Below are 19,468 nucleotides of genomic sequence, written 5' to 3' on the forward strand. Positions count from 1 at the left end.
GCATCCTGCGTTGCGGCGGGTGCCCGACCCTGCCTCCGCGTTCCGCTGCCCCGTTCCGCTGCCCCGTTCCGCTGTCCCGTTGCGTCGGGAGGTCGGGCGGTCGGCGGCGTGAAGGGACGGCGGAGCGCGGAGAGAGGCACCGGCTGTGCGAGGCCCCTCCGTTCCGCTGTCCCGTTGTGTCGGGTGCTCGCGTGTAAGGCGGCGTGAAGGGACAGCGGAGCGGTGAGTTACCGAGCGGGGACGCGATCAGGGCGAATAGGCGCGGAGGAAGGCGTCGACAGTCGAGGTCACGTGCGCATCGATCTGCGCGCGCGTGGGCCGCTCGCCGCCGAGCAGCGCGCGGTCCTGGAACGAGGCGGTCAGCGCGTACGTCAGCTGTGTCGATGCCTCCATCGCATCGGGAGTGCTCAGCTCGCCCGCCTCGGTCATGCGTTTCAGGTGGGCGGCGACGAGTGCGACCGTGGAGGCAGGCCCGCGTCGCCAGAATTCCGCCACCTGTCGCGGGAACGCGGATGCCTGTGCCACCGCCAGCCGACGCAGGCTCAGCACCTCGGGCCGCAGCACTCCATCGACCACCGAGGTGCCGAGGGCGATGAAGCGCTCGCGCGCCGTTCCGTCGCCCGCCAGGCCGTCGGCCGCACGGGCGAGGATCGCGGCCGACTCGGTCGTGACCGTCTCGAGCAGCGTGGTGAGCAAGGCATCCTTGTCGGAGAAATTGCTGTACACCGTGGCCTTGGAGACCCCTGCGGCGCTCGCGATCGCCTCGATCGTGGTGGCGGCGAACCCGTCGCGGAGGAACAGCTCACGAGCCGCCTCGAGGATCTCCGAGGACTTCCGTTGTCGCATGCGGCACGCCCCAAAACCGATCTGCGGGCAGGTGTCCGAGTCAGACGAATGCTCGAACCGCTCTTGACCGTCCGTCGACCCGAGCCTACCATCAAACTAAACCGAAACGAGCAGTTTAGTTTGATCACCGTCTCGTCACCGAATGCAGGCGGCCGTCGTATCGGGCCGAAGACCGACGAGAGAAGTCCGACGGTCGCGGAGCGAAGGCCGATGAGCGAAGGGCAAAGACATGTCGTCGACATCGAACAGCACGTCCGCGCGGGGCGCCGAGTCGACCGGGAACGCGGTGCGGATCGACTGCACGCCGGAGGCGCGGATCACCAAGTCCCTGCTCGGGTACGGCGTGATCGTCGGTCCGTTCTACGTGCTCGCATCCGTCATCCAGGGACTACTGACGCCCGGGTTCGACTTCGCGAGAGACAGCTGGAGCGTCCTCTCGCTCGGACCGGCCGGATGGGTTCACATCACCGTCTTCGTGCTCACCGGACTGATGCTGATCGCCGCAGCGATCGGCATCCACCGCCACCTTGCGACCGGCCCGGCGCGCACCGCGTGGGCATATCTTATGGGGTACGGCATCCTGCTGGTCGGTGCCGGAGCCTTCCTGCCGGATGCGACGGGCGACGCTCTCACGTGGCACGGCGCCCTGCACCTGTTGTGCGGCGGCCTCGGATTCATCGCCTTCGCGGTGTGGGCGTTCCTCACCGCCCGCAGGCTTGCCGCACGCTCGCGTGCACTGTCCGCGCTCAGCGTGGCGGCCGGCGTCTTCCTGCTCGTCGGCTTCGTGCTCGTCGCCGTCGGTGCCGGGTCGATCGTCGCGAACCTCGTGTTCACGCTGGCGGTCGTCGTGTCGTGGGCGTGGCTGTGCATCGTCTCCGTGGTCTTCTACCGAGAAGCAGCCATCGAGGGACGCATCGAGGTGCCGGTCGGGTGACAGTCCGCCGGCGCGTCTCTCCTTCGTGAGGTCGCACTGCAGAAATGGCTCCACACCGACGGCTGTGGAGCCATTTCTGCAGTGCGAGTCACTGCACGACCGGCGTCAGGTCAGGGGCGCAGGAACTCGCGGATGCCGCCGGCCAGCGCTGCGGCGTCAGCATCGTGTCCCTGACCGGGGAGCACCTCGAAGGCGCCGTTTCGCGCGGCGTCCGCCACGCTGCGAGCCCCGTACTGCATCATGTCCGGGCTGGCACCGCCCGCCAGCGCCAGCACGGGAGCCGTGATGTCCGCGACGAGGTCCGTGGGGATCCTGCTGTCGCCCATCACGGCGTCGTCGTAGGCGAGCGTCGGCGCGATGCCTGCCATGCCCTGCCACGCAGGCGACTGCTGCATGCCCGCGATCGCCTGCTCGGGCATCCCGACGCGTCCGAGGAACAGTGCGACGGCACGGTCGCGATCGCCCGCGGCCAGAGCCGCCCCGAGCGCCTCGGTGTAGGCGTGAGCCCCAGCGGCGAGCGGTTCCGGCATGAACGGCGGCTCGTAGACGACGACAGCGCGGATGCGATCCCCGAGTCGCGCGGCTGCTCGCAGCGCCAACGCTGCACCCGACGACACGCCGACCAGGGCCGGCGCGGCGCACGTCGTTCCCGTGGAGTCCAGCAGAGCGTCGAGCAGCGAGTCGAGGTCGTCGAGCTCGCGGTCGACGTGGTACGGCGCCGTGTCGCCGCTCTCACCGCGGCCGCGGCGGTCGTACATGAGCACGGTGAAGTCATCGCTGAGCTGAGTGCAGAGCGGACGCATCGGTCCCGAATCCCTGAAGCACATCGCGCCGTCGATCAGGATCACGCCGGGTCCGTCGCCGTGCACGTCGTAGGCGATGGCCGTTCCGTCGGCGGAACGCACAGCAGTGAGTGAGGTCTCGGACATCCTTCGTTCCTTTCGTGGGGAATCGACTCGTGAGCGATCCGGTCAGTCCTCGACGGACAGCAGCTCCGTCAGCTGGTGGAGAGCGGCGGTGAAGCCCGCTTCGACGCCGTTCGCGACAGCTTTGTCGCGATCCAGCGGCGAGACGAACACCAGCCGAACATCAAGGCGGGTGCCGTCGGGATCGGGAGTCAGTGTGAGCGTGCCGACGGAGGCGGGACGGTCGTGCACGACGCGACCGTCGGCATCCGATCCGGTCTCCGCGTAGACGATGCGGGCATCGGGAACGATCTCGCGGTACACCGCGCGGCTCCAGTGCTGCGTGCCATCGCTCGATGCGAGCCGGTAGTGCCAGACGCCGCCGACCCTGAAGTCGACGCTGCACTCCACCACGCGGCAGTTCGGCGGTCCCCACCAGCGCATGAGGTGCTCGCGCTCGGAGAGCGCCCGGAAGACCGTCGGCACGTTCGCCGGCAGCACGCGAGACAGACGGATGCCGGCGGCATCCCGCTGCTCGATCGTCGCCTTCGTGTTCATGCGGGCTGCTCCTCGCCGCTCTGTTCCTCACCGCTCAGGGCGTCGCTCGTCCCGTTGCGGCTCGCTGCTGTCGGATCCTCGCTGCCCAGACTCGCCAGGTAGTCGCTCAGGTTGTCGAGGCTGCCGGACCACAGGCTCTCGTAGCGAGACGCCCACTCGTGGAGGTCCTGGAACCCGGCGGGCTCCAGCCGACAGAGTCGACGCTGTGCGTCGCGCCGGCGCGAGATGAGGCCGGCGTTCTCGAGCACGGTCAGGTGCTTGGACATGGCGGGGGTCGCAACGCCCAGGCGGGCCGCGAGCGCTCCGACCGTGGTCTCGTCGCTCTGCAGCGCTTCAACGATCCGGCGGCGGGTGGGATCCGCGAGCGCTGAGAAGACCGCCCCGATGCCGGAGTCGTCTCGCGCGGCACTTTTTCCTTTCACGGAAATTTCCACATGAGGAAAATACGTCGGATTCCCGGTGAAGTCAAGCGGTGCTGCGGGCCGGTGGCTCGGACGCGTCGAGGTGCATCAGCGCTGAACCTCCCTGGTGTCCCCGCTCTCGAGCCGGTGGTGACTTACTCTCGATGCATGCGCCGTGGTCCCGAGAGCGGTGCGTCGGCCGGCGGGGACGCCCGCTACACGCCGCCGCAGCAGTTGCGCGTGGCCGCGCGCGGCCGGGTGATGTCGGCCATTGCCGCGAGCGTGGCCGACCACCGCGTGACGATCGTCACCGCCCCGAGCGGCATGGGCAAGTCCGTCGCCGTGTCCCAGTGGGCTGCGACGTCGCGGATGCCCGTTGCCTGGCTCTCCCTGACCCGTCACGACGCGGACGCGCAGCGGCTCTCCGTGGGAGTCGTGATGGCGCTGCGGAAGGCGGCAGCGGCATCCGATGATCCGAGGCTGGAGGGACTCCTCGACGTCGCGCCGGAATCCCGTGACTCCGGCGCGCTCTATCACGCGGTGTGCGATGCGCTCGCGGATGCCGAACATCCCATCGCCCTCGTGATCGACGATCTGCATCGAGCGGGGGATGCCGCCCAGGCCAGCTTGATCGGGAGCCTCGTCGAGCTCGCGCCCCTCTCGCTGCGTCTCATCCTCGTCGGCAGGGAAGAGGATCGGCTGCCGCTGGACAGGCTGTTGCTCGGCGGAGAGGCTGCGGTCATCCGGTCCGACGTGCTGCGCATGACGGCCGAGGAGGCGTTGGATGCGGCCGCGCTGTTCGACCTTTCGCTCACGCTCGACGACTCCGAGCGGCTCGTGGATGCCGTCGACGGATGGGCGGCCGCCGTTCGGCTGGCGCTCGTGTCAGGCACGGCATCCAGGCAGGGCTCGCGGACGGTGCGCCAGGGTAATCTGCCTCAGCTCACCGAGTACATCGCGGATGAGATCCTGGGTGCTCTGCCCGACGAGCTGCGCGAGTTCGTGCTGGATGCGACGACCACCTCCGTTCTGGACGAGCCGCTGGCGGAAGCTCTCACCGGCCGAGAGGACGCAGGGGCGCTCCTCGAGGAGTGCGTGCGCCGCGGCCTGTTCCTCGACCGGTTCGGCGAGGGCGAGGGCGTGGTCTACCGCTGGCACTCCGTGTTCGCCGCGCGATGCAGGGCGATCCTCCGGCGCGCGGCAAGGGCGCGGGCCCGGCGGCTGCACCGGGCGGCGGCAGCGTTCCTCGCGGCGACGGATCCGTTGCGCTCCATCGACCACTCGGTGGCGGCCGCGGATCCGGAGACCGCCGTGCAGACCCTGCGCGACGGATGGGTGGCGCTCCTGCTCGGCCCCAACGGAGACGCGCTGGATCACGCCTGCGCGGCACTGCCGGAGCCGTGGGCGTCCGATCCCGAGGTCCTGGTCATCAGGGCATGCGCCGTGGACGTCGGCGGCAACCGCGCTGAGGGCCAGCGGATGTTCCGACACGCGCTGTCCCGCGTGAACGCCCTGGCCAAGCCGGAGCGCGACGCCGCGCTCCGCACGGCCGACGTGGCGGGCCTGTTCCTCTACGACGACTTCGGGGAACTCGGCGAGGCGGGCCGTCGTGTGCGGGCCGACCTCACCACGCATCCGCCGTCGAACCGGCTCGCCTACGCGGCGAAGCTGCTCATGCTCGGCACGACCATGGTCTACCGGCGCACCGACATGGATGCCGGCGTCGAGGTGCTGAGCGCCGCGGAGGCGACGGCGCGCGAGCTCGGCGAGGCGACGATTCAGCGCAGGGCGGGAGCCCTGCACGCGTACATGCTCGCGTTCCGGGGAGATTTCGCCGAGTCAGAACGAGTACTGGCACAGCTGGACATCGAGGAGCAGGCGAGCACCGCGTGGCAGGTGTATCTCGGAGGTCCGGAGAACTCGGCGCGCGCGTGGATGGCCTTCTGGCGCAACGACCTCGACGACGCTCGGCGTCGCTTCCGGCGTGAGATCGACTCGGGTGCAGGGCCGACATCGTTCGCAGGCATCGCCAGGCACTACCTGGCCTTCATCGCCGCCGCGGTCGGCGACCGCAAGGAGCGAGCGGATGCGGCGGAGCTGCTCCGTGCACTTCCTGACACCGAGGTGCACGGCCTGCCCTGGCCCGCCTACCGCATGCTCTCGGCGGCGAAGCTCGCCGCGGCGGACGGACGAACGGATCGCGCGGCCGCGATCGCCAGGCGATTCGAGCACATCACGTATATCCCGGCAGCCGGGGTCATCCTTGCCGAGCTGGTGCGACAGGTGATCGGGGGTGCGGAGGCCGTCGCGCTCCTCGGCCAGTTGCGCGAGACCGGTCGCGCGCCGTACATCAGGGCATCGGCTCTGGTGACGCTCGCCCTCGTTCAGCGCGACGACGGCAACACCGAGGACGCCCACGAGCTGTTCGAGCGCGCGCTGGACCTCGCTGCACCGCTCGGCGTGGCTCGGCCCTTCGCCGACGACCGGCCGGAGCTTCGAGCCATGCTGCGCGAACACGGTGCGTGGGGAACGAGGCACGCCGCGTTCATCGCGAGCCTGTCTGCGCCGCGACGTGCGGCATCCGCTCTCTCGGATCGTGAACGGGAAGTCTTCGGCTATCTGCGCACCGACATGCGGATCGCGGAGATCGCGGAGCAGCTCGGCGTCTCGGCCAACACGGTGAAGACGCACACCAGGATGATCTACCGCAAACTCGGAGTCACGAACCGTAGGGAGGCGATCCGGGCTCTCTCGTGAGCGGTGCGACCCCCTGAAGCCTCGGCGTGCGATCCGTGTGCCCTAGATCGCATCGGATCCGTCGTGGTCGAGAAGAGCCTGGTGATCCCGGTCGAGCTGCACGCCCACAACGCCGGCGACGTCGTTCAGAGCGGATCCGCGGAGACGTTCCGTGTGCAGCAGGTGACCGCCGCCGTCAGCGGCAGCCTGGCCGATGCGACGCATCCAGGAGTGCTCGACGAGGAGGACGAGTGCCGACTGGTCGGGCGCCAGCTCCGCTGCGAGACGCTCGAGGTCGCGGGATCCGGTGAGCCCCTCGGCCGTGGCGTCGAGCGAGGCCACGCCGTCGTCGTCGCCGATGCGCTCGAGTCCTGTGACGGTGAGAGCGCCATGCGTCTCACGGGTCACGATGGCGGCGTCGAGGAGCGACACGACGCCCTCCATCAACGTCTCGACGATCGCCCACGCGAGTTCCTCCGGCACCGTCCGCCCGGGAAGCGCGATGACGCAGAACTCGCCTGGACCGTACTGCGATGTCGTCATGCCGCCCCCGCCGTGCCGACCCGATCACACGATGACCTCGTTGTAACGCGGTTCGCAGGGCGGCGGCTGGACCGGTCACCCCGCGGGGGTTATCCGCGCGGTCGCCACCGTGAACGGTCACACTGCGACAAGCGGGAATCCTGGAGGCGAAGTGACCCGAACACTCGGCCGCCAGGATTCCCTTTGTGCGCTCCCGGGAACGCACCGTCTCGCCTCTCCTCCAGGCAGAACCTGTTGTCGAGAGTGCTGGATGCCACATCCGGGAACACGACCAATCTACCGCACTTCGTGTACCCCCTTCTGGGGTCGTTGACGTTCCGGCCGAACGGTGAGTGACGAAATGCGCCGCGATCAGGTGTTCACCTGGATCAGGCGATGAGGTTGCGACTGCCGGATCACCGCGACGAGTTCGGTGCCGTGATCGAACCCGGTGCAGAGATCAGCGGTACGAATCCTCGGCGACGAGCGAGCGCGAGTCGCCTTCCCGAACGTCCGGCGCTCGCTCGTCGCGTTCCAGCTCGACGCGCAGACGGATCCTCGCCGTTCGCACCTTCCGCAGCCGCGGCAGCAGAGCCCTGGCCAGGGACCCCGCCTTGGCGGCTGCCGTCGACGAGCTCGGCGCGGCCACCACGACCATCGCGCCGATCACGTGTGCGGCACGATCGGTGTGCACGCTCGTCACGCCGTCCGAAGCCTGGAGGAGGGGGACGAGCTGACGGCGGAGCATCCGGAACTCGGGCCGCGAAAAGTCCGTTGCGCTGAATTCGATCGCTGCTGCGTAGTCGGGCATGCCGGCCATGCTGTGCATTCGGCTTCGGAACGACCTGTGTCGAGACTGTGACGCGCTTCTGACTTGGGCGGCTCACGGTCGCGCGTAGCGCCGGGTGAAGGCGCCGAGCAGACGGCCGGGCACCGTGACAGGCGGGGCCGAGCGGATGGCGTGCACCGTGGCATCCAGCTCGTCCGGTGCGAAGTAGCCCTCGAAGCGGTACGCGCGCACGCGCTCCACGATGTCGTCGGCGGTGAGCTCCGGATGGAACTGCGTCGCGTAGAGATTGGTCTTGATGCGGAACGCCTGCACCGGACAGGTCGTCCCGGTGGCGAGAAGCGTTGCGTCGACCGGCAACGCGGTCACGGCCTCCTTGTGCCCGACCCAGGCGAGGAACGGCGACGGGATGCCGTCGAACAGGGGATCGCGGATGCCGGCTTCCGTGAGCGACACCTCGACGGCGTCGACCTCCTCGCCGTACGTGCGATCGATGACGGCTCCTTCGTGCACGCCGAGTGTCCCGACGCCGTAGCAGGCGCCGAAGAACGGGACGTCGGAGGCGACCACGCGATCAAGCAGTTCGGACATCTCGGATTCGACGCGGACCTGCGTCTCGCTCTTCGTGCTCTGCAGGTCGCTGGCATTGAACGGGCTGCCGCCGACGAGCACGCCGGAATAGTCGTCGAGATCGAGCTCGGGCATCGGGTCGCGCTCCAGGCGGATACGCACCAGCTCCTGCGCGGCGAGCCCGCCGAACGTGCGAAATGCCTCGTACTCCGCGTCGGCGATCGGGTCGTCGAAACGGGTGGCGATCAGTACGAACGGGCGCACGTCATCCAGCGTGGCACGGATGAGCGCGACGCGGTACGAGCGAGCGCGACGCGGTATGGATCTGCGGGCGCGTCTTAGCGGTCGTACGCCTCACGCAGCAGCTGGGACAGCACATGCGTGCCGAGCGCGTGCATGCGCGGGTTGTCGTCCGACGCGGTGGCGAGCGCCGTGCCGATGCAGAGCGCCCAGCCGCGGGCGCGAAGCCAGGTGGCGGCGTCCGTCGCGCCCGAATCGGGGTCGGATGCGTCGGCCACCACCGCACGGAACACCTCGCGTGCCTCCGGACGGAACGTGAGCCAGGCTGTCGCGAGGTCGGTCGCGGGATCCCCGGCCGTGAGATCCCCGAAGTCGATGACGGCGGCCAGTCCGCCTCGATCATCGAGCAGGAGGTTTCCGGGATGCAGGTCGCCGTGCAGCCAGATCGGCACGCCGTGCCAGCGCGCTGCGCTCAGCGACTCCTCCCACAGCTCGCCGAGCGCGGTGATGTCCCACAGGCGCTGCAGCTCCCAGAGGCGTTCGCGCATGGCGCGATCGCGGGAGGCCAGCGGGATGCCGCGCACCGGATTGAGCGGCACGTCCGGATGCAGCATCCCGTCGGGCGTATGCGGCGCGGGGGTGTGCAGTGCCGCCACGAAGCGGGCCAGGGGAACCGCGAGGGACGTGCGTTCGGATGCCGTGGCATCCGCTCCGTCCATGCCTTCGACCCAGCGCACCACGCTCCACGGCCAACGGAACAGTCTGCTGGGCGTCCCGACTCTCACCGGCACGGGAACCTGCACCGGCAGGCCGGCCGCGAGGAAGGGCAGCCAGCGCTGCTCGTGCGCGATGAGGTGGGCGGCGACGTCGCGGCGCGGCATACGCACGGCGAGCCCGTCGCCGAGCCGGAAGACGGCGTTGTCCCAGCCGCTGGCCACCTGGCGGAGCTCGCCGGTCAGGTCGGGATGCTGCTCGGCGAGCAGCGCTCGCACGAGGCCTTCGTCGACGTGGATGTCAGCTGCGGGGGTCTGCATGGCCGTCCCAGGTTAGCCAACGCGCCCCGGCTTGCAAGAACCCTCCGTCCCCGCTCGGTCGTCCGGTATGTCGACTCGAGGAGTCCTCACACGATCACGTCGCGAGTTCTAAGCTGGCGACACCCGACGCCGAGCGTTGACCGCTCGACGGCTTCGTCCCGTTGGGAGAGATGCATGCCCGGTGAAGCCCCGTCTTCCGATCGTCAGCCGCACACGCGTTCAGCGCTGATCACCGGAGGGTCACGAGGGGTCGGCTCTCGGTTGGCCGCTCTGCTCGCCGCGGACGGCGTCGACGTCACCGTCACCTATCGACGCTCTCAGGCGGCGGCGGAGAACGTGGTGGCGGGCATCAAGGCGGCAGGCGGCAGCGCGAGGGCGGTGCGGCTCGAGCTGGAATCGACCGACGACATCGAGGCGCTCTTCGCCGATGGCGCGACCTTCGACTGCCTCGTGGCGAACGCCGCGGCCTCGGCGTTCAAACCGATCGAACGGCTCTCGGCGTCGAACCTGGAACGCTCGTGGGAGACGAACGTGCGGTCGTTCGTGCTGCTGGCGCAGCATGCCGTCTCGCGGATGCCACGTGGCGGCCGCATCGTCGCCGTCACCAGTTACGGTGCGAGCCGGGCGTTCCCGGCGTACGGCGCCATCGGCGCGGACAAGGCGGCGATGGAATCCTGGGTGCGGCACATGGCCGCGGAGTTCGGGGAGCGCGGCATCACGGTGAACGCCGTCAACGGCGGACTCTTCGACACGGACTCGTTCCGGCACTACTACGCGGATCCCGCCCTGCCGGATCCGGAGACCATGGCGGCACGCGTGCCGCTCGGCCGGATCGGCACCCCGGACGACCTGGCGCACGCGGTGCGCTTCCTGCTCTCGCCGGAAGCCGGATACATCACGGGCCAGACCCTGGTGGTGGACGGTGGCCTCACGATCGTCGCCCCGCCCTACTGGTCCGAGGTGCGCGCGGCGCAGCGCGACCAGGCAACGCCGAGCGACCAGACGGAGCTGGACAATCAGACAGAGCCGAACAATCAGACGGAAAAGAGGCAACGATGACCGACGAGGCTCGCCGCGGCAACACCGACTACGACCCGAGTGAACTGCGGCGCGTGTTCGAGAACCACTTCACCTGGGCGGCCGCGTTCGAACGCAACACGCATCGCTACGCGTCACGACCGGCGCTCACCGATCCGCCATCGGGACGATCCTGGACCTACGAGGAGCTCGGCGCCGTGACCGGCCGGCTGGTCGAGGGACTCCGCTCCCTGGGCGTCGGGGTCGGCGACATCGTGGGCTACCAGCTCATGAACGTGCCCGAGTTCGCGTTCCTCTACATCGCGGCGCAGGGGCTTCGAGCCGTGAGCTCGCCGATGAACTTCCGGCTCGCCCCAGGCGAGACCGCTCACATCCTCGACCAGTCGAAGCCGGCCGTGTTCGTGTACGACGCTGCGGATGCCGCGAACGTCGCCTCTGCGCTCCAGCTCGCGACGCACAGCCCGCGCATCCTGGCGGCGGTCGGTCAGGGCGACCTGCTGCCGGGCGCCGTGCCGTTCGAGGACCTGCTCGCGGATGCCGCGCCGAGCTTCCGCGCTCCCGCCGATGCCAGCACGTGGGACGAGACGTCTCGCCTGTACACATCCGGAACGACCGGCATGCCGAAAGCAGTCCCACTGACGAGTCTCAACGAGGTGCTCACCGCGCACGACGTGATCATGCACTTCCCGCTCTCGCCCAGCGACAAGACCATGAACATGTCGCCGTGGTTCCACCGCGGCGGCAACTACTGCGCCGGTCCGAACACGGCGTTCTTCGTCGGCGCCGAAGTGGTGACGCTGCCGCGCTTCGATCCGCAGGTGGTGCTGGACAGCATCCAGGCACACCGGCTCACCTACGTGATCGGTGCTCCGACCAACCTCGAGCGACTCGCGGATGCCCAGGAAGCTCATCCGCGCGACCTCGGCTCCCTGCACGGCATCGTGACCATGGGAGCGCCGCTCGACCGGGCGGCCGCCCTCCGGTACCAGCGTGTGCTGACGCCGCGCATCGCGAACGGATACGGCACGACGGAGGCGTTCTGGAACACCTACCTGCGGCCGGATGACCTCCCGGACGCGGCCGGTGCTGCCGGCCGTGCCTGCCTCGACGACGACGTCGCCGTCGTGAAGGTGCAGCCGGATCGCATCTCGTCGCCGGACGAGCACGCGAAGAAGGACGGGCAGGAGATCGGCGAGGTCATCATGCGCTCGGTGAAGAGCGGCTACGCCTACCTCGGCAATCCTGACGAACAGGCGGAGAAGTTCCGGCACGGCTGGGTGTATCCGGGCGACCTCGCGACCTGGGACGAGAACGAGATCGTCACGATCGTGGGACGCAAGGACGACATGATCATCTCCGGCGGGGAGAACGTGCATCCGGTGCAGGTCGAGGAGGTGCTCGCCGGACACGAGGGCGTCGCGGACTCGATCGTCGTCGGTCTCCCCGACCAGCAGTGGGGCGAGGTCGTCGTGGCCTACGTGCAACCACGGGAAGGCGCACTCTCGGATGCCGCAGCAGCAGCCCGCGAACTGGATGCGTACCTGCGCGCGAGCGTCGCGCTCGCCGACTACAAGCGTCCGCGTCGATACACGTTCGTCTCAGAGCTGCCCTATACCGCCACGGGCAAGAAGCAGCACTTCAAGCTCAGGGAGCAGGCGCCGCAGGACGCCGCAGACGGACGATTCGTGACGCCGTAGGGCCTCGCCCGCCCGCCGATCGAGCAGGTGGAGGCACCGCCCGGTCGAGCTGCATGCCGCTGGTCGAGCTGCATACCGCCGGTTGAGCTTGTCGAAACCAGCATCCCGATCGTCTGGTCGGGCTGGTTTCGACAAGCTCACCCAGTGGTGCGGCTCGCTCCCCGACGGCACGGCTGTCGCGTCGCTGTACGACGCGACAGAACCGGGCGTCGTGGCCGCAGGCTCGGCAGCGCCGAGGCAGCTCAGCTGGCCGGGACGAGAACGCCGTCGACGGTGCGCGGCAGGTGCCAGGGGTTGGCGTTCTGGAGTGCTGGCGGTAGCGCGGCATCCGGCACGTCCTGGTAGGCGACGGGGCGCAGGAAGCGTCCGATGGATGCTGTGCCCACCGACGTGAAGTGGGGTGCCGTGGTTGCGGGGTACGGTCCGCCGTGCTGTTGTGCGTAGGTGACGGAGACGCCGGTCGGCCAGCCGTTGAACAGCACGCGGCCGGCCTTGTCGGCGAGGACGGTGATCAGCGCTGCGGCATCCGCATCGTCGTCGGCGCCCTGGACGGTCGCGGTGAGCTGGCCCTCCAGTGCGTGCGCGACGGCGACCGCCTGCTTGGGCGAGTCGTAGCGCACCACGAGTGCTGCCGGGCCGAAGTGCTCCTCGAGGAGCTCGTGCGGGTGGGCGAGGAGGGCTGCGGCATCCGTGCCGTACACCGTCGGAGTCGGCACGTCGGCGCGAGCCGGGTCACCGGCAAGCAGTTCCACGTCGTCGCGCTCGTCGAGCGTGCCGAGTCCGGTGAAGAAGCCGTCGCTGATCGAGGCGGCCAGCATCGGACCGCCGGAGGTTTCGTGCACGGCGGCCGCGACGAGGTTCTCGAGTCCGGCGCCGGCGGGTACCAGCAGCACGCCCGGCTTGGTGCAGAACTGGCCGACGCCGAGGGTCATGGATGACGCGAAACCGGTGGCGATGGCATCCGCTCGCTCGCTCGCTGCCGCCGCGGTCACGAAGACCGGGTTGACGCTGCCGAGCTCACCGTAGAACGGGATCGGCGTCGGACGCGACGCGGCCAGATCGAACAGCGCGCGTCCGCCGTGCAGCGAACCCGTGAACGTGGCAACGGTGAGATCCGGATGCAGCACCAGGTCCCGTCCGGTCTGCCGCCCCTCGACGAGGGCGAACGTGCCGTCGGGGGCTCCGGATGCGCGCAGCGCGTCCCCGACATGACGCGCGACGGCGTGCGACAGTTCGATGTGCGCGGAGTGCGCCTTCACAATGACCGGGCATCCGGCAGCGAGTGCCGCCGCCGTGTCGCCACCGGCGACGGAGAACGCGAACGGGAAGTTGCTCGCGGCGAAGACAGCGGCAGGACCGAGGGGCCGCAGCACCCGCCGCAGATCCGGACGCGGTCCCATGCCCCAGCTCGGGTCTGCATGGTCGATGGTCGCCTCGAGATAGGCGCCGCGCTCGAGCTGCTCGGCGAAGAGGCGCAGCTGGAACGTGGTGCGCACCAACTCACCGGTTAGCCGCTGCTCCAGCAGGTGGCTCTCACGCATCGCCAGCGGGACGAGCGTGCCGGCGTCAGCGTCGAGCGCGTCCGCGATCGCGCGCAACCAGCCGGCACGTTCGCGCGGCGTCGTCGCCGCAAGCACCGGAGCAGCCTTCACGGCTGCGGCCATCACAGCGTCCAGCTCGGTATTCGCCGGCGCCTCAGCGTTCACCGGCACCTCGGACGTGGTGTCGCTCATCGGATCTCCTTCGAAGGGTTCGTCTCGGTCTTCGTCACGACGTCATCGCCGTCCCAAGGCACACCATGGTTGCCAGGGAGAAAACGTTTGCTGGTGCCATTGTCTCGTACAAGTCGGAGCCACGGCGTACGTTCCCGCGGCACGAATGCCCGACACGCCGGCGTGTGGCCCCGACACGCCGGCATCAGGCCATGAGTGCCGCAGAAGCATACGCACTGTCAACAGTCAGCGGCCGACGCTGATCACCGGGTTGGTGAGCGTTCCGATGCCGTCGACGCCGATCGTCACGACGTCGCCGGGTGTCAGCGTGAAGTCCGCTCCGGGCACGATCCCTGTGCCCGTCAGAACGATCGTGCCGTCCGGGAAATCGAGGCCGCGGAAGAGCCAGTCGGCGAGGTCGGGCAGGGTGCGGGCCATGGCATCCGTCGAAGTGGTGCCCTCGAACACTGTCGCGCCCTCGCGCTCGATCGTCAGCGAGATGCCGAACGGCGGCGCGGCGAGCCACGCCGGCACGATCTCGGGGCCCAGCGCACACGAGGCCGTGTACACCTTGGCCTGCGGCAGGTAGAGCAGGTTCTCGCCCTCGATCGAGCGGCTGCTGGCGTCGTTGCCCGGCACGAATCCGAAGATGTCCCCGGAGGCGTCGAGCACGATGCCGAGTTCGGGTTCGGGCACGTCCCATCCGGAGTCGGTCCTCACGCCGACGGGCTCGCCCGGTCCCACGACGCGTCTGCCGGTCGCCTTGAAGAACAGCTCGGGACGCTTCGCGACGTACACGCGGTCGTAGGGCGAGCCATCCGTCGCCTCCTCGATGCGTCCGTCGCGGCTGCGCAGGTACGTGACGCCGGCCGCCCACACCTCGTGCTCGGGGTCGACGGGGGCGAGCACTGCGTCGACGCGGATGCCGTCACCTGCGGCATCCACGCGCGCTTTTTCCACGAGACCCCTGGCTTCGTCCCTCGGCAGGCGCAGCAGCTCGGCGAGCGTCACGCCGAGAGGCGAATACACGTCACCGGATCGGACGGCCCAGAGCACGTCGCCGCCGCTGCGAACCCGAGCGAGTCCCAGCGGTGCACGGTTCGTGTCGTCGTGCGCGGTGTCGGTCACGATGTGGTCCTTTCTGCTGTTGCTGTTGCTGTTGCTGTTGCTGTTGCTGCTGTTGCTGGTCGTCAATGCGACTCCCGTGTCACGACGGAGCCGCTGGATCCGGTGAGGAAGTCCAGGTCGGCCCCGGTGTCTGCACCCTGTACGTGGTCGATGTAGAGCTTCTGCCAACCGCGGTCGGCGTGGGCGAACGATCCCGTCTCGCGGAACGGCGGCTTGCGTGCCTCGAGTTCCTCATCGCTGACTTCCACCTCGATGCGCCGATTCGGCACGTCGAGCGAGATGATGTCGCCGTCGCGCACGAGAGCCAGCGTGCCACCTGCCGCGGCCTCAGGCGCGACGTGCAGCACAACGGTCCCGTACGCCGTGCCAGACATCCGTCCGTCGCAGACGCGCACCATGTCGCGCACGCCCTGCTTGAGCAGCTTCGGGGGCAACGGCAGGTTGGCCACCTCGGGCATTCCCGGGTACCCCTTGGGGCCGCATCCGCGCAGCACGAGCACCGAGTCGGCGTCGACGTCGAGATCCGGATCGTCGATGCGCGAATGGAAGTCCTCGATCGAGTCGAACACGACGGCCTTGCCGCGGTGCACGAGGAGCCCGGGGGATGCCGCTGCGGGCTTGATGATGGCGCCGCGCGTGGCGAGGTTGCCGCGGAGCACGGCGATGCCCGCGTCGTCCTGCAACGGATCTTCGCGCAGCGAGATCACGTCGCGATCCCACACCGGATGGTCGCCCAGGAAGTCGGTCAGCGGCGCACCCATCACGGTCTGAGCGGCCGGATCGAGCAGATCCTTCACCTGGTCGAAGACGGCGAGAACGCCGCCGGCGCGGAAGAGGTCCTCCATGAGGTACTCACCTGCGGGCTGCAGGTTGACCAAAAGCGGGACGTTGGCGCCGATGCGGTCGAAGTCGTCGAGCGTGAGGTCGATGCCGAGACGTCCCGCGATGGCGAGCAGGTGGACGACGGCGTTGGTGGATCCGCCGATCGCGGCGAGCGCGACGATCGCGTTGTGGAACGACTCCTTCGTGATCACCGTCGAGATGGTGCGCTGCTCGGCCACGAGCTCGACCGCGAGGCGGCCCGTGGCGTGGGAAGCCTCGAGAAGCCGCGCATCCGCTGCCGGAGTGCCGGACAGGCCGGGGATGGTCATGCCGAGCGCCTCGGCCATGATGCCCATGGTCGACGCGGTGCCCATGGTGTTGCAGTGGCCCTTCGAGCGGATCATCGAGGTCTCGGACTTCTCGAACTCGGCCTCGCTGAGCGTGCCGGCGCGCACCTCTTCGCTGAGCTGCCACACACCGGTGCCGCAGCCCATGAGCTCGCCGCGGAAGTGCCCGTTGAGCATCGGGCCGCCGGGCACGACGACCGCCGGAATGTCGACGGATGCCGCACCCATCAGCAGCGCGGGGATCGTCTTGTCGCACCCGCCGAGCAGCACGACGGCATCCACCGGATTCGCACGCAGCATCTCCTCGACCTGCATCGCGGCGAGGTTGCGCCAGAGCATGGCCGTGGGCTTGACAAGGGTCTCGCCGAGGCCCATCACGGGGATCTCGAGCGGGATGCCGCCCGCCTCGTACACGCCGTTCTTCACGTACTGCGCGACCTCGTTGAGGTGCATGTTGCACGGCACCAGATCGCCGGCCGTGTTCGCGATGGCGATCTGCGGTCGCTTGCCGTCGAAGGCATCCGTTGGGATGCCGCGCCGCATCCATGCGCGATGGATGTAGGGATCGCGGCCTTCGCCGCCGTACCAGTCCTGGCTGCGCAGGGTCATTCACGGGCTCCTTTGCTCGAGTCGGGGTTCATGGCGGTGCTCATGCTCGTGCACGTGCTGCCGAGCCGCGGGTGGTGGTCCGCGGCGGCATCGGACTCCAGTCTGCCCAATTTGTTCGCACTTCGCGCAATTTAGTCGGTCCGAGAAGCCGGCCGAGCCTGTCGAGACTGGACGAGAGCTGGGGAAGGTCTTAGGAGTCGCAGAGGAAACGTCCACCGTTCATAGCAAGTGCATGGAGCAGGCAAAGAGCTTTCGCGAGAGTGCGAGGTGCACTGAAGTCATCGATCGAGACGGGACGGACATCGACCCGACGTGGTCATCGGCTGTCGCGGTCACCGACCCCGAATGGATGTAGGACTCATGCACAACGACACGATCAAGCGCCGCACGATCGGCTGGATCACCGCCGCCGTGGCGGCATCCGCGGTGTTCGCGGTCGCGGGAACAGCGGCCAGCGCCGTGGCCGTCACCGACATCGCGTCCGCCTTCGCGAAGTCGGCGGCGACGCAGTCCGCGCCTGAGCGCGCCGGGTACAGCGGCAACGGCTGGAACGGCTGGAACGGCAGCAGCGGCAGCAGCGGCAGCGGCGGCAGTCAGAACGACGGCAGCCAGGGCTCGAGCTCGAGCGGCTCCACCTCAGCGACGACCGGCGAGTCGAAGGGCGTCGTCGTCATCGACACGACGCTCTCGTATGAAGGGGCGGAGGCCGCAGGCACCGGCATCGTTCTGACGAGCTCCGGGGAGATCCTCACGAACAACCACGTGGTCGAGGGCTCCACGAGCATCTCCGTGACAGTGGTCTCCACCGGCAAGACGTACAACGCGAGCGTGGTGGGGACGGATGCCACAGACGACGTCGCCGTGCTGCAACTGAGCGGCGCATCCGGACTCGCGACTGCGACGCTCGACTCCGGATCCGTGTCCGTCGGCGACGACGTGACGGCCGTCGGCAATGCCGGCGGAACCGGGACGCTCACCGCTGCCGACGGCACCGTGACCGGCACGGACAAGTCGATCACGACGCAGGCGGAGGGGGTCGTGGCATCCGAATCCCTGAGCGGCCTCATCGAGACGGATGCCGGCATCCAGGCCGGCGACTCCGGCGGTCCGCTCCTCGACGCGCAGGGCGAGGTCGTCGGCATCGACACGGCCGCATCCGCGAGCTCGTCGGTGTCGGACGGCTACGCGATCCCGATCGGGAACGCGATCGACATCGCGAAGCACATCGAAGCGGGCGAGGCCGGCTCGGCGATCACCATCGGGCTGCCGGCGTTCCTGGGCGTCGAGGTGACATCGGACTCCTCCGACTACGGCTATTCCGGCTCGCAGGGATTCCAGGGCAGCCAGGGCTACCTCGGTGGGCAGGGTTCCTCCGGATCCCAGGGCGACCCCGGAACACAGGGCGCCTCGCAGACCGGCGCTGTGGTGGGTGGTGTCATCGACGGCACTCCCGCGGCGACCGCGGGCATTGCCGCCGGCGACACCATCACGGCCGTGAACGGCACGACGATCGGATCCTCCAGCGACCTGACGACGGCCCTCGGTCAGTTCCACCCCGGCGACTCCGTCTCCGTCACGTGGACGGACTCGGCAGGCACGTCGCACACCGCGACGGTGACGCTGGCTTCCGGACCCGCCGCGTAGGCCAGGCGTCGTTCACGGTCCAGCGGTGCAGGTTCGGCTGCGCCCCACGTTTCGTCGACGCGCAGCCGACCTGTCTCAGGTCTGACAGACCGGGCAGTACCAGGTGTCGCGGAGCTCGAGGTCGGTACGGCCGAGCTGCAGGTGGCGGATGAGCGTGCCGCAGCGGCGGCACGGCATCCCCTCGCGACGGTGCACGTACGACGTGCGTCCTCTGCGGGTCTCGCCCGTGGTGGAGCGGATGACGCGATCCTTGTTCGCCACGATCATGCGGTGGGCGAGGGTGACAGCCTTCGGGACGTCGACGTCGTGCACGGGGCGGGTGGGCAGTATCCCACGCACGAAGCAGACCTCGTTGACGTACTCGTTGCCGAGCCCGGCGAGGTTGCGTTGGTCGAGGAGGGCGACGGCGATGGGGAGATCCGGATGTTCGCGGAGGCGCCGCACCGCCTCCCGCTCGTCCCAGTCGGGTCCGAGCAGGTCGGGGCCGAGGTGGCCGACGGCATCCGCTTCGCGAGCGGTCGGCAGAACCTCCAGCACGCCGAGGTCGAATCCGACCACCTGGACTTCCGCCGTGGCGAGCACCGCGCGGGCCTGGAGGGCCGGACGCCGCCACGGTTGTCCTGGCGCATAGACGCGCCACTCGCCCTCCATCTTGAGGTGACTGTGGATGGTGCTCAGGCCGATCCGCATCAGGATGTGCTTGCCGCGGCTGATGACCTCATGCACCTGCTGGCCGGTGAGGTCGACGGTCGCGAAGGCGGGCACGCGCAGATCGCAGTGCGTCAGCATCCGCCCGGCGAGGACATCGTTCAGCATGCGCGCCTGCCGGTAGACGGTGTCGCCCTCAGGCACGGCCCACCCCGATCGGCGTGCGGCTCCGGAGGTGAAGCCTGCCGCACCGGCTGGCCGAGGGGCGACACGACAACCGGAGGAAACGC

Annotated in this window: 17 protein-coding genes; 5 read left to right on the forward strand and 12 right to left on the reverse strand. The window is 69.1% G+C overall.

Annotated features, from left to right (window positions below; all coding sequences use genetic code 11):
• Positions 1 to 246 precede the first annotated feature (246 nt).
• The gene (locus ACX9R5_RS06205; protein WP_459408126.1) at positions 247 to 846 is read right to left on the reverse strand and encodes a TetR/AcrR family transcriptional regulator; all 600 of its coding nucleotides are present in this window, start codon (positions 844 to 846) and stop codon (positions 247 to 249) included.
• 229 nt (positions 847 to 1,075) lie between these two features.
• Here ACX9R5_RS06205 and ACX9R5_RS06210 point away from each other — a divergent pair, with 229 nt between their 5' ends.
• Positions 1,076 to 1,780: a DUF998 domain-containing protein gene (locus ACX9R5_RS06210; RefSeq protein ID WP_459408127.1), complete on the forward strand. Its 705-nt coding sequence runs from the start codon at positions 1,076 to 1,078 to the stop codon at positions 1,778 to 1,780.
• Between the two features lie 110 nt (positions 1,781 to 1,890).
• Here ACX9R5_RS06210 and ACX9R5_RS06215 read toward each other — a convergent pair whose 3' ends face one another.
• Genes ACX9R5_RS06215 through ACX9R5_RS06225 form a run of 3 tightly spaced genes read right to left on the reverse strand, consistent with a single transcriptional unit; the run spans position 1,891 to position 3,665 of the window.
• Positions 1,891 to 2,709 (reverse strand): alpha/beta fold hydrolase, encoded by an 819-nt coding sequence (locus ACX9R5_RS06215; protein ID WP_459408128.1) that lies wholly within the window; start codon positions 2,707 to 2,709, stop codon positions 1,891 to 1,893.
• 42 nt (positions 2,710 to 2,751) lie between these two features.
• Entirely contained in the window at positions 2,752 to 3,243 is a 492-nt protein-coding gene (locus tag ACX9R5_RS06220; RefSeq protein ID WP_459408129.1) for an SRPBCC family protein, read from the reverse strand.
• A complete protein-coding gene (locus tag ACX9R5_RS06225) occupies positions 3,240 to 3,665 on the reverse strand; it encodes an ArsR/SmtB family transcription factor (protein WP_459408130.1) in 426 nt (141 codons plus the stop codon). The genes ACX9R5_RS06220 and ACX9R5_RS06225 overlap by 4 nt, the downstream gene beginning before the upstream one ends.
• A 147-nt stretch (positions 3,666 to 3,812) precedes the next feature.
• Here ACX9R5_RS06225 and ACX9R5_RS06230 point away from each other — a divergent pair, with 147 nt between their 5' ends.
• Positions 3,813 to 6,401 carry a LuxR C-terminal-related transcriptional regulator gene (locus ACX9R5_RS06230; protein WP_459408131.1) on the forward strand — a complete coding sequence of 863 codons (2,589 nt, stop codon included), beginning with the start codon at positions 3,813 to 3,815 and terminating at the stop codon, positions 6,399 to 6,401.
• A gap of 42 nt (positions 6,402 to 6,443) precedes the next feature.
• Here ACX9R5_RS06230 and ACX9R5_RS06235 read toward each other — a convergent pair whose 3' ends face one another.
• The 4 genes from ACX9R5_RS06235 to ACX9R5_RS06250 all read right to left on the reverse strand — a co-directional run bounded on the left by ACX9R5_RS06235 (position 6,444) and on the right by ACX9R5_RS06250 (position 9,533).
• Positions 6,444 to 6,923 (reverse strand): DUF6325 family protein, encoded by a 480-nt coding sequence (locus ACX9R5_RS06235; protein WP_459408132.1) that lies wholly within the window; start codon positions 6,921 to 6,923, stop codon positions 6,444 to 6,446.
• Between the two features lie 439 nt (positions 6,924 to 7,362).
• Positions 7,363 to 7,713, reverse strand: a complete 351-nt coding sequence (locus ACX9R5_RS06240; RefSeq protein WP_459408133.1) for a hypothetical protein — start codon at positions 7,711 to 7,713, stop codon at positions 7,363 to 7,365.
• Between the two features lie 72 nt (positions 7,714 to 7,785).
• Complete coding sequence (locus ACX9R5_RS06245) at positions 7,786 to 8,523, reverse strand: glutamine amidotransferase (RefSeq protein ID WP_459408134.1); 738 nt, start codon at positions 8,521 to 8,523, stop codon at positions 7,786 to 7,788.
• 74 nt (positions 8,524 to 8,597) lie between these two features.
• Positions 8,598 to 9,533, reverse strand: coding sequence for an aminoglycoside phosphotransferase family protein (locus ACX9R5_RS06250; protein WP_459408135.1), 936 nt, complete (start codon positions 9,531 to 9,533; stop codon positions 8,598 to 8,600).
• Between the two features lie 174 nt (positions 9,534 to 9,707).
• Between ACX9R5_RS06250 and ACX9R5_RS06255 the strand changes: the two genes are divergently transcribed.
• Entirely contained in the window at positions 9,708 to 10,592 is an 885-nt protein-coding gene (locus tag ACX9R5_RS06255) for an SDR family oxidoreductase (protein ID WP_459408136.1), read from the forward strand.
• Positions 10,589 to 12,268 (forward strand): class I adenylate-forming enzyme family protein, encoded by a 1,680-nt coding sequence (locus ACX9R5_RS06260; protein ID WP_459408137.1) that lies wholly within the window; start codon positions 10,589 to 10,591, stop codon positions 12,266 to 12,268. Before ACX9R5_RS06255 ends, ACX9R5_RS06260 begins: the two co-directional genes overlap by 4 nt.
• A 242-nt stretch (positions 12,269 to 12,510) precedes the next feature.
• On the opposite strand, the gene ACX9R5_RS06265 is transcribed toward ACX9R5_RS06260, so the two are convergent.
• From ACX9R5_RS06265 to ACX9R5_RS06275, 3 genes are all read right to left on the reverse strand, one after another.
• Entirely contained in the window at positions 12,511 to 14,001 is a 1,491-nt protein-coding gene (locus ACX9R5_RS06265) for an aldehyde dehydrogenase (NADP(+)) (protein WP_459408138.1), read from the reverse strand.
• Positions 14,002 to 14,226: 225 nt separating this feature from the next.
• The gene (locus ACX9R5_RS06270; protein WP_459408139.1) at positions 14,227 to 15,108 is read right to left on the reverse strand and encodes a fumarylacetoacetate hydrolase family protein; all 882 of its coding nucleotides are present in this window, start codon (positions 15,106 to 15,108) and stop codon (positions 14,227 to 14,229) included.
• A 62-nt stretch (positions 15,109 to 15,170) separates the two neighbouring features.
• Positions 15,171 to 16,886, reverse strand: coding sequence for a dihydroxy-acid dehydratase (locus ACX9R5_RS06275; RefSeq protein ID WP_459408140.1), 1,716 nt, complete (start codon positions 16,884 to 16,886; stop codon positions 15,171 to 15,173).
• Between the two features lie 360 nt (positions 16,887 to 17,246).
• On the opposite strand from ACX9R5_RS06275, the gene ACX9R5_RS06280 reads away from it, so the two are divergent.
• Entirely contained in the window at positions 17,247 to 18,530 is a 1,284-nt protein-coding gene (locus ACX9R5_RS06280) for a S1C family serine protease (RefSeq protein WP_459408141.1), read from the forward strand.
• Between the two features lie 75 nt (positions 18,531 to 18,605).
• Here ACX9R5_RS06280 and ACX9R5_RS06285 read toward each other — a convergent pair whose 3' ends face one another.
• Positions 18,606 to 19,382 (reverse strand): DNA-formamidopyrimidine glycosylase family protein, encoded by a 777-nt coding sequence (locus tag ACX9R5_RS06285; RefSeq protein ID WP_459408142.1) that lies wholly within the window; start codon positions 19,380 to 19,382, stop codon positions 18,606 to 18,608.
• Positions 19,383 to 19,468: the final 86 nt, after the last annotated feature.

Source organism: Rathayibacter sp. CAU 1779 (assembly GCF_054551755.1).

Coding starts and splice junctions, on each gene's coding strand:
- ACX9R5_RS06205 (WP_459408126.1), bottom strand. CDS start 846: ATGCGACAACGGAAGTCCTCGGAGATCCTCGAGGCGGCTCGTGAGCTG.
- ACX9R5_RS06210 (WP_459408127.1), top strand. CDS start 1,076: ATGTCGTCGACATCGAACAGCACGTCCGCGCGGGGCGCCGAGTCGACC.
- ACX9R5_RS06215 (WP_459408128.1), bottom strand. CDS start 2,709: ATGTCCGAGACCTCACTCACTGCTGTGCGTTCCGCCGACGGAACGGCC.
- ACX9R5_RS06220 (WP_459408129.1), bottom strand. CDS start 3,243: ATGAACACGAAGGCGACGATCGAGCAGCGGGATGCCGCCGGCATCCGT.
- ACX9R5_RS06230 (WP_459408131.1), top strand. CDS start 3,813: ATGCGCCGTGGTCCCGAGAGCGGTGCGTCGGCCGGCGGGGACGCCCGC.
- ACX9R5_RS06235 (WP_459408132.1), bottom strand. CDS start 6,923: ATGACGACATCGCAGTACGGTCCAGGCGAGTTCTGCGTCATCGCGCTT.
- ACX9R5_RS06240 (WP_459408133.1), bottom strand. CDS start 7,713: ATGCCCGACTACGCAGCAGCGATCGAATTCAGCGCAACGGACTTTTCG.
- ACX9R5_RS06250 (WP_459408135.1), bottom strand. CDS start 9,533: ATGCAGACCCCCGCAGCTGACATCCACGTCGACGAAGGCCTCGTGCGA.
- ACX9R5_RS06255 (WP_459408136.1), top strand. CDS start 9,708: ATGCCCGGTGAAGCCCCGTCTTCCGATCGTCAGCCGCACACGCGTTCA.
- ACX9R5_RS06260 (WP_459408137.1), top strand. CDS start 10,589: ATGACCGACGAGGCTCGCCGCGGCAACACCGACTACGACCCGAGTGAA.
- ACX9R5_RS06265 (WP_459408138.1), bottom strand. CDS start 14,001: ATGAGCGACACCACGTCCGAGGTGCCGGTGAACGCTGAGGCGCCGGCG.
- ACX9R5_RS06275 (WP_459408140.1), bottom strand. CDS start 16,886: ATGACCCTGCGCAGCCAGGACTGGTACGGCGGCGAAGGCCGCGATCCC.
- ACX9R5_RS06280 (WP_459408141.1), top strand. CDS start 17,247: ATGCACAACGACACGATCAAGCGCCGCACGATCGGCTGGATCACCGCC.